General features: G+C 71.6%; 10 protein-coding genes. 5 read left to right on the top strand and 5 right to left on the bottom strand.

What is annotated here, in order from left to right; translation table 11 throughout:
* Positions 1–20 precede the first annotated feature (20 nt).
* Entirely contained in the window at positions 21–1,286 is a 1,266-nt protein-coding gene (locus tag ABT304_RS03760) for a serine hydrolase domain-containing protein (protein WP_350713395.1), read from the top strand.
* A 71-nt stretch (positions 1,287–1,357) separates the two neighbouring features.
* Here the strand turns inward: ABT304_RS03760 and ABT304_RS03765 are convergent, their stop codons facing one another.
* Together ABT304_RS03765 and ABT304_RS03770 are read right to left on the bottom strand one after the other, a co-directional pair.
* Positions 1,358–1,993 carry a response regulator gene (locus ABT304_RS03765; protein ID WP_160025622.1) on the bottom strand — a complete coding sequence of 212 codons (636 nt, stop codon included), beginning with the start codon at positions 1,991–1,993 and terminating at the stop codon, positions 1,358–1,360.
* The gene (locus ABT304_RS03770; protein WP_350713396.1) at positions 1,986–3,218 is read right to left on the bottom strand and encodes a sensor histidine kinase; all 1,233 of its coding nucleotides are present in this window, start codon (positions 3,216–3,218) and stop codon (positions 1,986–1,988) included. The genes ABT304_RS03765 and ABT304_RS03770 overlap by 8 nt, the downstream gene beginning before the upstream one ends.
* A gap of 175 nt (positions 3,219–3,393) precedes the next feature.
* Between ABT304_RS03770 and ABT304_RS03775 the strand changes: the two genes are divergently transcribed.
* The gene (locus tag ABT304_RS03775; RefSeq protein ID WP_350713397.1) at positions 3,394–4,389 is read left to right on the top strand and encodes an SMP-30/gluconolactonase/LRE family protein; all 996 of its coding nucleotides are present in this window, start codon (positions 3,394–3,396) and stop codon (positions 4,387–4,389) included.
* On the top strand, positions 4,386–5,687 hold the full coding sequence (locus ABT304_RS03780) for an ankyrin repeat domain-containing protein (protein WP_350713398.1): 1,302 nt from the start codon (positions 4,386–4,388) through the stop codon (positions 5,685–5,687). The genes ABT304_RS03775 and ABT304_RS03780 overlap by 4 nt, the downstream gene beginning before the upstream one ends.
* 73 nt (positions 5,688–5,760) lie before the next feature.
* Here the strand turns inward: ABT304_RS03780 and ABT304_RS03785 are convergent, their stop codons facing one another.
* On the bottom strand, positions 5,761–6,609 hold the full coding sequence (locus tag ABT304_RS03785) for a MerR family transcriptional regulator (protein ID WP_350713399.1): 849 nt from the start codon (positions 6,607–6,609) through the stop codon (positions 5,761–5,763).
* Positions 6,610–6,633: 24 nt separating this feature from the next.
* Here ABT304_RS03785 and ABT304_RS03790 point away from each other — a divergent pair, with 24 nt between their 5' ends.
* Positions 6,634–6,996, top strand: coding sequence for a nuclear transport factor 2 family protein (locus ABT304_RS03790; protein ID WP_350713400.1), 363 nt, complete (start codon positions 6,634–6,636; stop codon positions 6,994–6,996).
* A 38-nt stretch (positions 6,997–7,034) separates the two neighbouring features.
* The gene (locus ABT304_RS03795) at positions 7,035–7,820 is read left to right on the top strand and encodes an SDR family oxidoreductase (RefSeq protein ID WP_350713401.1); all 786 of its coding nucleotides are present in this window, start codon (positions 7,035–7,037) and stop codon (positions 7,818–7,820) included.
* Positions 7,821–7,842: 22 nt separating this feature from the next.
* On the opposite strand, the gene ABT304_RS03800 is transcribed toward ABT304_RS03795, so the two are convergent.
* Positions 7,843–9,090, bottom strand: a complete 1,248-nt coding sequence (locus ABT304_RS03800; protein WP_350713402.1) for a class I SAM-dependent methyltransferase — start codon at positions 9,088–9,090, stop codon at positions 7,843–7,845.
* The gene (locus ABT304_RS03805) at positions 9,087–11,090 is read right to left on the bottom strand and encodes an FAD-dependent oxidoreductase (RefSeq protein WP_350713403.1); all 2,004 of its coding nucleotides are present in this window, start codon (positions 11,088–11,090) and stop codon (positions 9,087–9,089) included. Before ABT304_RS03805 ends, ABT304_RS03800 begins: the two co-directional genes overlap by 4 nt.
* Between the last annotated feature and the right edge of the window lie 95 nt (positions 11,091–11,185).

Raw genomic sequence — 11,185 nt, forward strand, 5'->3', positions numbered from 1 at the left:
CGACGACGACAGGAGCAGCCATGTCTCGGACCCTCGTCCGCACGGGCACCGCAGCGATCGCCGCGGTGCTCCTTCCCCTGACGGCCGTACCGGCCGCGTACGCCCAGCCTGATCCCGATCCTGATCGCGGGCCTGCGGCCTTCGCGCCGGACCCGACGACACTGACCCGGGAGGCGACTGCGATCGCCGAACGGGCGGCGGCCAAGCATCGGGGGTTCAAGGCCCGGTCGGCGACTCCCACCGCCGCCGGCCTCGACCGAGCCGTCGACGCGCTCATAGCCGACGGCGCCCTCGGCGTCACCGCCCGGGTCGAGGCTCCGGGTCTGACGTGGACGGGGGCAGGCGGCGTACGCGAGGCGGGCACCGAGCGCAACGTCCGGGCCTTCGACAGGTTCCACGTCGCCAGCAACACCAAGACGATGATCGCGACCCTGGTCATGCAGGAGGTCGAGCGCGGCACGTGGAGTCTGGACACCCCGGCGGAGGACGTACTGCCCGGGATCTTTCCTGCCGGCGTCACGATCGAGCACCTGCTCAGCCACCGCTCCGGGGCCCCGCGCGGCCCCGAGGAGTTGCTGCAGACTCGCGTCGAGGACCCCGACTCGTTGGAGCAGCTCATCGACGCCGTCGGTCAGCACTACTCCGAGGCCGAGCACCTGGCCGCGATGCGCTCGGTCCCCTGGCTCTTCGAGCCCGGCACCGACTTCTCCTACTCCAACTACGGCTACGTCGCCCTCGGCGTCATGCTCGAGAAGGAGACCGGCCAAGATCTCGACGACCTGCTCCACCGGCGCATCTTCCGGTCGGCCGGCATGCTCCGCACCGACTACCCGAAGACCTCGCACAACCGCGGACCGTTCCTCGAGGGTGCGGCCAAGATCGACCAGACCGGATGGCGGTCCCTGACCGACCTGGACCCGAGCGTCTTCCACGCCTCCGGCGCCGCGACCAGCACCACCCGCGACCTGGCCTCGCTCAACGAGGCGCTGCTGACCGGTGAGCTGGTCTCACCGGCCTCGGTCGACGCCATGCTCCCGCCGCGCGCGGGCAGCGCCGACCCCGAATACGGGCTGGGCATCTATCGCGTCGCCGACCCGTGCACGGAGGGTGAATACCTCTACGGCCACGACGGCGCCCACTTCGGCACCCAGTCGATCAACTGGAGCTCGCGCGACGGCGAGCGTCAGGTCACTCTCGCCTGGACCGGCCGCGACTACACCGGTGCCACCGAGCCGCCCTACGACCTCGGCCTCCTGCTGGAGCCGATGCTGCTCGCGACCTGCTGAGTCCTTCGAACCCTGGGAGCGCCAGGCGTACGTGGTGCGCCTGGCGCTCCCAGGGTGTCGCGCCGGCCAGGTCAGGGTCGCAGGATGCGACGCTCGATCGCCGTGGCGACGGCACCGGCTCGGGTGTCGACGCCGAGCTTGGTGTAGATGTGGGAGAGGTGCGACTTGACCGTCGCCTCGCTGACCAGGAGCTCGCGAGCCATCTCCTTGTTGCCCAGCCCTCGGGCGAGCAGCCGCAGGATCTCGACCTCGCGCGGGCTCACCTTCGGCGCCGGCGAGGCGGCCCGCTGCAGCAGCCGGGTCGCGACCGAGGGCGCCAGCACGGTCTCTCCTCGTGCGGTGCCGCGGATGGCGCGGAACAGCTCGTCGGGCGGCGCGTCCTTCAACAGGTAGCCCGCCGCACCGGCGTCGACTGCCTCGAGGACGTCGGCCTCGGTGTCGTAGGTGGTCAGCACCAGCACGTGCGGCGGCTCCGGCAGGTCGCGGACCAGCCGGGTGGTCTCCGCGCCGCCCGGCCCGTCGCCGAGGCTGAGGTCCATCAGCACCACGTCCGGCCTGGTCTCGCCGACGACCGCGACGGCCTGGGCCGAGTCGGCGGCCTCGCCGACGACGTCCAGGTCGTCCTGGGCGTCCACCAGGGCGCGTACGCCTGCCCGGACGACCGGATGGTCGTCCACCAGCACCACCCGGATGCGTTGCTCAGCCACGACGTTCCTCCCCCTGAGATGCTGCCTGTCCGGCCGCGAACGAGGCCGCGACCACCGTGCCCTCGCCCGGGGCGCTCTCGATGACCAAGTCTCCACCCAGCAGGCGGGCGCGAGCCCGCATTCCGGCCAGGCCGTGTCCGCGCAGCCCGTCCGTCTCCCGGAGCGCGGCCGGGTCGAAGCCGCAGCCGTCGTCACGTACGTCCAGGGCGACCCCGCCCTCGTGGAAGGTGAGGGAGACGACCGCCGTGGTCGCGCCGGCGTGCTCGGCGACGTTGGCGAGCGCACCCCGCAGGGTGCGTACGACGGCCGTCGCCACCCGGCCACCGACCTCGTGCGGGTCGCCGTGGACGTGGACCGGAACGCTGAGCCCGGTGGTGGCGGCGACGTCGTCGGCGACCTGGCGTACGGCGGTGGCCAGCGCCGATCCGCCGGTCAGCTCGGTGGGGGCGAGATCGCGGACGACCCGTCGCGCCTCGTCGAGCGAGGAACGGGCCATCGTGGCCGCCTGGTCGACGTGGCCCCGGGCGTCGGCCGGGCGCGACTCCCACTCCTGGTCGGCGGCCTGGAGCAGCAGGTTGATGCTGGTCAGGCCCTGGGCGACGCTGTCGTGGATCTCCCGGCTCAGCCGCGCCCGCTCGGCCACGACACCAGCGCGGCGCTCGGCGTCGGCGACCTCGTCCTGGGCCGCCTCGAGCTCGTTGAGGAGTTGGCGACGGGTCGCCGCGTCGCGCTCGAGGGCGCGGTAGGCGGTCACGGCGAGCACGGCGACACAGACCGGTCCGAGAAGGACGGTCGGGTCGGCCAGGCCGGTCATCCGGCTCCAGGCGACCGCGACGACCGCGACGAGGAACACCGTGACGGCCACGGCCCAGCGGAACGGCAGCACCCGCAGGGCCAGGAAGACCAGCGGCACCGCCGCCCACGAGAACGACGGCGCGATCAGCGCCAGCACCGTCCAGCAGGCGACCACCGCGGCCAGCCAGACGACCGCGGCGGTGCCGGCGAGGCGGCGGCCCGCGGCGTACGCGATCAGGAGGACGGCGGCGCCGGGCAGGACCACCTCGGCCTGGTCGCCGAGGCCGTGTCCCTGCAGATAGCGGGCGACCGAGGCGATGACGAGCACCACCAGCGAGATGTGGAGCCAGCGGTCGAGCAGCGTCTGGCCGGCCAGGATCCCACCGGTGCGCGGGCTGAGCCCCGAGGTTGGCACGGTTTCGGTCGACATGGTCGTTCCAGGCTAGGCCGGTCGCGCGGCTCCGGCATCATCCGATCGGCTATCCGGGGTGTCGCCGAACGGCTATCCAGACGTCGCCGGTCACCCGATGTCTCGACCCCTCCCCGACGGCGATGGTTGATGCATCAGCTCGACCAACAGCACCGAACACCGGAGGAGCACCACCATGCGTACGTCCCGAATCGCCGCCCTCGCCGGCCTGGCCGGCATCGCCGCCTCGGCCACCCTGTCCTTCACCGCCCTCGGCATGGGCACCGCGGCCAGCGCCGCCGAGGGCGACGGCCGCCCGGCGAGCTACCTGCTCGAGGGCGACCCGTCCGCCCAGGGCGGCTCGAAGTTCGAGGGCATCGGCGTCGACCCGGAGTCCGGGAGGTTCTACGTCAGCGAGGTCACCGGCGGCGAGATCCAGCGCGGCTCCGCCGACCGTGCCCAGGCCGAGGAGTGGCTGGCCGGTGACGGCACCGACGGCCGCTACACCGCTCGCGGCATCACCGTCGACGACGAGGGCCGCATCTACATCGCCGGTGGCCCGAACGGCACCGGCAACGACCGCCCCGACCTGTGGGTCTACAGCCCCGAGGGCGAGCTGCTCGCCGCCCTCCGCGTCCCCGACAACAACGCGTTCCTCAACGATGTCGCGATCGGACCGGATGGCGCTGCGTACTTCACCAACTCCAACGACCCGACGATCATCCGGGTCGCCGAGGGTGCCTCCGGCTGGGAGGCGAACGAGTGGGCCGACGGCGGCTCGCTGATCACCCGCCAGGAGGGCTTCAACCTCGGCGGCATCGTGCTCAGCCAGGACCGCTCCGCCTTCGTGGTCGCGCAGGGCACCACCGGGCAGCTGTGGCGCTTCTCCGTCGCGACCGGCGAGGTCAGCGAGATCGACACCGACGGCGCGAACCTGCGCAACGCCGACGGCCTGATCGCGCAGGGCCGCGACCTCGCCGTGGTCCGCAACTTCGACAAGCAGCTCGTGCACCTCGAGCTGAACCCGTCGGCGACCTCCGCCGAGCTCGTCTCGTCGCGCGCCACCGACCCGGACCGCGTCTTCACGACCGGCAAGCTGCTCGACGGCAGGCTGCTGCTGGTCGACAGCCACTTCGACGAGCAGACCGCGCAGGGACCGTACGAGATCGTCACCGCCAGGATGCCCCGATGACCGGTCCGCGCCTGCGGCGGTCGGCGGCAGCCTCCGTCACGGCGTCCGCGGTGCTGGCCCTGCTTCTGGCAGGCTGCGCCTCGGCGCCGGAGGAGGCCGCCGAGCCGGCCTCCCCCACCCCGTCCGCGTCCGCCGCGTCCGCCGCGACCTCCGCGCCGGCGCGTAAGACCCTGGAGCCCGAGGAGCGACAGCGCATGAACGAGGAGCTGATCAAGGCCGCCTGGGACAACGACGTGGCCCGTGCCCGTCAGCTGATCCAGGCCGGGGCCGACGTCAACTACCAGGACGAGACCCAGCAGAGCGCCTACCTCATCGCCGCGAGCGAGGGCTACGTGGACCTGCTCGACCTGACTCTCCGCAACGGCGCCGAGATCAACGCCAAGGACTCCTACAACGGGACCGCGCTCATCCGGGCCGCCGAGCGCGGCCACGCCGACATCGTGGGGCGTCTGGTGCAGGCCGGGATCGACCTCGACCACGTCAACAACCTGGGCTGGACCGCGCTGCACGAGGCGGTCGTCCTGGGTGACGACGGCCCGGACGCGGCCGACACCGTACGGGTGCTCGTCGCGGCCGGCGTGGACATCTCGATCGAGGCGGGCCGGGACGGGAAGACCGCCCTGGAGCACGCCGAGGAGCGTGGATTCGACGCGATCGCGTCGACGCTGCGTACGGCATCTGCCGAGGTCGCCGACGGCGACCAGCAGCTCCTGCGGGCGGCGGCGTCGGGCGACACCGACTCGGCCGCGGCGGCCCTCCGGGGCGGCGCCGATCTGGAGACCAGGGACGGCAACAGGCGTACGCCTCTCCTGCTCGCGGTCACCGACGACCACCTCGAGACGGCCCGTCTGCTCGTGCACCTGGGTGCCGACCCGGACGCCCTCGACGGCCAGCACGACACGCCCTGGCTGGTCACCGGCGTCACCGGGAGCGTCCCGATGGCCGAGCTGCTGCTCAGCGTCGATCCGGACCTGACCGTACGCAACCGCTACGGAGGCGTCTCGATCATCCCGGCCAGCGAGCGCGGCCACGCGGACTACGTCGAACGCGTCGCGAAGACCGCGATCGACCTCGACCACGTCAACGACCTCGGCTGGACCGCCCTCCTCGAGGCCGTGATCCTCGGCGAGGGGTCCGACCGCTGGCAGCGGGTCGTCCGCAGCCTGCTCGAGAACGGCGCCGACCCGAGCATCGCCGACCGTGACGGCGTGACCCCGCTCGAGCACGCCCGCAACCGCGGCTTCACCGAGATCGCTCGGATCATCGAGCAGCACAGCAACGAGCAGCACCGCGGCTGATCGGCCGCCGCCTCAGAGCCCGAGGCCCTGACCGGTTCCCCCGCCGGTCGGGGCCTCGTTCGTCCCGTTCGTCTCAGGTGACACGAAAGACCGGCCAGCCGATCTCGGTGCGCCACGCAGCGGGATCGCTCGTGTCACGAGGGCCGACGACGTAGACCTCCCGCACCGGCCCAGCCACCGACATCGCGTTCTCCACCACCCAGGTCCCGAGCTCGCCGTACGCGACCTCGATGCCGTCGTGCTCGCCGACGTGGGTGGTGACGGCCAGCTCCGCGGCCGGAAGCGTCGCGGGGTGCACGCGTCCGGTGCGAGGGGGCGCGGCGGTAGGCAGGTAGACGAGCACGTGCCCGCGCTCCTGCTCGAACAGTGCGTTGTCGTAGGCACCGCCCGGCGGACCGGTCACGTCGGCGCCGACGGCCGCCTCCAGTTCGGCCATCGCGCCTGCGTACCAGGCCTCGACGTCGCGATGCTCGACGACGGCCTCCACCGCCGCGACGGTCCGGGCGGGTTCCGCGCGCAGCTCGACGTCGATCGGCGCGGGATCGGGCCGGAGCAGGCGGCGCAGCGACACGACCGCGGCCCGCGTGCGGTCGAGCTCGTCCTCGAGGCGTTGCAGGTGGTCCGCGATCAGGGCCGCCCGGACACCCGGATCGGGGGTCCGCAGGATCCGCTGCACATCGCCCAAGGGGACGTCGAGCTCGCGAAGCCGGTGGATGACCTGCGCGGTCGGGATCTGGTCGACGCTGTAGTAGCGGTAACCGGTGGTCTCGTCCACCACAGCCGGATCCAGTAAGGCGGCCTCGTGATACCGACGTAGGGTCCGCACACTCAAGTGGGTCAACCGCGAGAACTCCCCGATGGTCAGCACCCCCTCATTGTGAACGCTCCCCCTGGGGGAGAGTCCACCGCTTGACCCTCCCACGCCGAGAGGCCAGATGGTGGGCTCATGACACAGCACACCGATCTACCGTCCGACCTGCTCCCGACCATCGTGCGCGAGTTCCTCGCCGCCCACATCGCCCGCGACGCAGACACCGCCTCGTCCTACTTCGTCGAGGATGCGGTGGTCGTCGACCAGGACGAGACCTTCCGCGGCCGGGAGGGCGCCCACGCGTTCCTGCGGGACGCCGGGTCCGAGTTCGAGTACACGACCGACCAGATCGGCGCTCGCCGCGTCGATGACACCCACTGGGTGGTCACCGTGCGGCTCGAGGGCACCTTCCCGGGAGGCGTCGCCGAGCTCGACTACCGGTTCGCGCTGCGGGATGGCCTCGTCGCCGAACTCGTCATCGCCAACCACCCAGCCTGACCGAACCCACACCACCTCGATCTTCGACAAGGAGAGAAATGTCCATCTCAGATCGCGACCGTCTCGATGGTCGCCGGGCCCTGGTCACGGGCGGCTCGAAGGGCTCGGGCAAGGCCGTCGTGGAGAGACTGCGAGAGATGGGTGCCGACGTGTACGTGACGGCGCGCACCATGCCCGACGGGTACGAGCACCCTGACCGGTTCATCGAAGCAGACATCCTGACGGCAGCAGGAACCGACGCCGTGGCCGCTCGCATCGCAGAGGCCGGCGCACTCGACATCCTGGTGCACGTCGCCGGAGGGGGGTCGACGCCGTCCGGTGGATTCGCGGTCATCACCGACGACCAGTGGCTCACCGAGCTGAACCTCAACTTCCTGGGAGCAGTACGGCTGGATCGAGCCCTTCTACCGGCGATGATCGAGTCCGGGTCGGGCGTGGTCCTGCACGTCACCTCGATCCAGCGTGAGCTGCCCCTGTACGACGCGTCCTTGGCCTATGCGGCAGCGAAGGCCGCGCTGCGCACGTACAGCAAGGGACTCGCCAACGAGCTCGCGCCACGCGGCGTACGGGTCAACGCGATCAGCCCCGGCGGAATCGAGACCGAAGCCTACGAACGGTTCGTGGACCGGATCGCCGAGGGCAACGGACTCACCCGTGAAGCCGCCAAGCAGACGATCTACGACTCCCTCGGCGGAGTACCCCTGGGACGGTTCGCGAGCACCGAGGAGATCGCGGACCTGGTCGGATTCCTCGTCTCGGACCGCGCCTCGGCGATCGTCGGCGCCGAGTACGTGATCGACGGCGGCACCGTCCCGACCGTCTGAGCACTCGCGAACACCCCACTGATCAGCCGCCGGTCGGGGCCTCGTCCCGGGTGAACGTGAGCTGCTGGACATCGATGTAGTCGGCGGCGAATCCGGCGCGGGTGTACTCCAGGTAGAAGTGCCACATCCGCAGGAACGTCTCGTCGAACCCGAGCGCCCGGACCTCGGGGGCGTGCTCCCACAGCGCGTGGTCCCACCGCCGCAGGGTCTCCGCGTAATGGGCCCCGAACGAGAGCCGGCTCCGCAGCCGGAGCCGGGTGTGCTCCTCGGTGACACCGGTGATCGCCTCGGTCGAAGGGAGCAGGCCGCCGGGGAAGATGTACTTGGTGATCCAGGTCTCGGTGTTGCGGGTCGCGAGCATCCGGTCGTGCGGCATGGTGATCGCCTGGATCACTGCGGTGCCGCCCGGGGCCAGGACCTCGTCGATCTTCGCGAAGTAGACCGGCCAGAACCGCTCCCCGACCGCCTCGATCATCTCGACCGAGACCACCGCGTCGTACGTCCCCTCCACGGCCCGGTAGTCGCACAGCTCGATGTCCACCCGATGGTCGAGACCGGCCGCGCCGATCCGGCGCCGGGCCAGCTCGGCCTGCTCGACGGAGAGGGTCACCGAGGTGACCTGGGCGCCCCGGGCGGCGGCCCGCAGGGCCAGCTCTCCCCAGCCGGTCCCGATCTCGAGCAGACGGGTGCCCGCCCCGACTCCCGCCTCGTCGAGGATCCGGTCGATCTTGCGGTGCTGGGCGAGCGCCAGGTCCTCGGTCGAGGGCAGCGAGGAGAAGAGGCCCGCCGAGTAGCTCATCGTCGGGTCCAGGAAGAGGGCGAAGAAGTCGTTGGACAGGTCGTAGTGGTGGCCGATGTGCTCGCGCGCGTTCTCGGGGGTGTTCAGGTCCTTCGCACCGCGGCGCCGCTCGTAGACGCCGCGCAGCCGCTGCGCCCACCCGGGCAGCAAATCGTCGAGGTCCCGGCACAGCACGGTCAGCGTCTCCCCGAGCTCCGGCGCGTCCCAGGCACCGGTCAGGTACGCCTCGCCGAAGCCGATCAGCCCGTGCCGGCTGAGCCTGGCGTAGAACTCCTCGGGCCTGTGCAGCACGATGTCGGCAGGGCTGCCGTCCTCGCTCACGCTGATGCCGAGCCGCTTCGTGGCGGCCCGGAACACGGCCGCCGCGGCAGCCGCGGTGCCCCGGGCGACCAGGCCGCTGGGTGCTTCCTGCAGCATCGGCCAACGCTCACCCACCAGGGGCTGGGCGGTGGGGGCTTCGATGGTCTTCATCGGACTCCTTCTTGGTGGTGCAACGGCCGTCTGTGGACCGGCAGGCGTCGTAGCCACAGCGCTACGCCGTGGATGCGGATCCAGGCCGCGCCGAGGATCGCGGCGGGAGCGGATCGGAGCGTGTCCCCGAACCGCCCTTCGACCCGGGAGCCGCGGACGGAGGCGTCGAAGACGGTCCCGTCCTCGGTGGTCAGCCGGACGGCGACCCGGAGGCGCCCGTCGGGTGGCGGCACGGTCAGCTCGTAGTGGCCGTCCACGCCGTGGAACGGCGAGACGTACATCGCCTTCGCGACCTGTGCCCGATGCTGGTCGTCGGGGTGGACGAGGTACGCGTGCCGGTCGCCGTAGGTGTTGTGCACCTCGACGACGGTGGCCAGCGGCTCCCCGGAGGCGGCCGTGCACCAGTAGACGCTGATCGGGTTGAAGCTGAACCCGAGGGCTCTCGGCTGAGCCGCCATCAGCACCCGCGCGTCGGCCAGATCGATGTCGTGGCGCTTCAGGAACGCGGCGAGGTTCTCCCGGATCGAGAGCTCGGGGTCGCCCAGATGGTCGCGGGCCTCGAAACGGCCGAGAGGCCCGTGATCGGGGAGCCGGTCCAGGTCGACCACCTGCCAGTGGGAGCGGTGCACGAACCGGTTCCGCAGCGGCCCCCGCCGGGTGTGGCTGATCGTGGTTCGATAGACCCCGGTCGCGTCGTCGGGCCGCTCCGTCGGGGTCGTCCAGGACAGTCCCAGCCGCTCGGCCGCACGGGCACCGGAGCGGGCGCCGTCCTCATGGAACCCCCAGCCTCGCCAGGCGCCGGCGAAGACCAGCGCGTGGGAGTCCAGCTCGTCGGCCCGCTGTTGGGCGGCGACCGATTCCGGGGTGTAGAGCGGATGCTCGTACTCCATGGTGGCGATGACCTTCTCCGGGTCGATCAGGTCGGCCCCACCGAGCGTGACCAGATGACGTACGCCTCCGGGAGCCGGCAGCCGCATCAACCTGGTCAGGTCGTAGGTGACCGTGACCTGGCCGCGGCCCGGGCGCTCCAGGTAGTTCCACGAGGAGCGGACGTGCTCGCTGTCCGGCAGCAGGCTGGTGTCGGTGTGCAGCTGAGCCTGGTTGGCGGAGTACGGGAACCCACCCAGGATCTCCCGCTGGGCCGCCGTCGGCTCGCCGAGCATCGCCAGCGACTGTCCCGGATGGGTCGCGAGCACGGCCCCGTCGAAGAGCTCGGTGCGCCCGTTGCCGTCGGTGATCTCGACACCCCCGCCGGTCTCGACCACGTTCACCACCTTCGTCGAGGTCAGCACCCGGCCGCCGCGGTCGCGGATCGCGGCGGCGACCCTCTCCACGTACATCGCCGACCCGCCGGTGACCGTGCGCCAGCGCGGCGACCCGAAGATCTGCAGCATCCCGTGGTGGCTGAGAAACTCGAAGAGGTAGCGAGCCGGGTAGCTCAGCGCCGTGGCCGGGTCGCAGGACCACACCGCGGCGACCAGCGGTGCCATGAAGTGGCGGCGGAAGTGCGGCGTGAACCCGTGCTCGTCCAGGAACGCCTCGAGGGTGCGATCGTCCGGCTCACCGCCGGCGAGCAGCGCCCGCGCCGCCCGGTGGAACCGTGGGATCTCGGTGAGCATCCGCAGGTGCGCCGGGCGCCACGCACGGCGGTCGGGCAGCACCCCGCGCAGCCCGCGCGCGCCTGCGTACTCCACCTCGGCGCTCTCCGAACGCACCGACATCGACATCTCGGAGACCTGCGTCGGCACGTCGAGCTCGGCGAAGAGCCGGAGCAGGGTCGGATACGTACGCCTGTTGTGCACGATGAACCCGGTGTCGATCGCCAGCTCGCTCCCGTCCGGCGCGGTGACGCGGTGGGTGTCGGCATGGCCGCCCAGCCGGTCATCGGCCTCGAAGAGCGTCACCGCGCTGTCGCCGGAGGCGACGTAGGCGGCGGTCAGGCCGGCCACCCCGCTGCCCACCACGGCGATCCGACGGCGTTCGTGGTCGGCGCTGCTCATCGGGCTCCTCGGGTCGAAGTGGGGATCGGCGCAGAGGCGCCGACACCCGGTCTTCGGTCACCGGGGCGAATCGGATTGGTCCCGGGCCGTCAGCT

The organism is Nocardioides sp. NPDC000445 (genome assembly GCF_040300245.1).
In the GTDB taxonomy this organism is placed as follows: domain Bacteria; phylum Actinomycetota; class Actinomycetes; order Propionibacteriales; family Nocardioidaceae; genus Nocardioides.

Excerpts from the sequence above, each read along its gene's own strand:
- ABT304_RS03790 (WP_350713400.1), top strand. The coding sequence starts at position 6,634 with ATGACACAGCACACCGATCTACCGTCCGACCTGCTCCCGACCATCGTG.
- ABT304_RS03780 (WP_350713398.1), top strand. The coding sequence starts at position 4,386 with ATGACCGGTCCGCGCCTGCGGCGGTCGGCGGCAGCCTCCGTCACGGCG.
- ABT304_RS03805 (WP_350713403.1), bottom strand. The coding sequence starts at position 11,090 with ATGAGCAGCGCCGACCACGAACGCCGTCGGATCGCCGTGGTGGGCAGC.
- ABT304_RS03800 (WP_350713402.1), bottom strand. The coding sequence starts at position 9,090 with ATGAAGACCATCGAAGCCCCCACCGCCCAGCCCCTGGTGGGTGAGCGT.
- ABT304_RS03760 (WP_350713395.1), top strand. The coding sequence starts at position 21 with ATGTCTCGGACCCTCGTCCGCACGGGCACCGCAGCGATCGCCGCGGTG.
- ABT304_RS03770 (WP_350713396.1), bottom strand. The coding sequence starts at position 3,218 with ATGTCGACCGAAACCGTGCCAACCTCGGGGCTCAGCCCGCGCACCGGT.
- ABT304_RS03795 (WP_350713401.1), top strand. The coding sequence starts at position 7,035 with ATGTCCATCTCAGATCGCGACCGTCTCGATGGTCGCCGGGCCCTGGTC.
- ABT304_RS03775 (WP_350713397.1), top strand. The coding sequence starts at position 3,394 with ATGCGTACGTCCCGAATCGCCGCCCTCGCCGGCCTGGCCGGCATCGCC.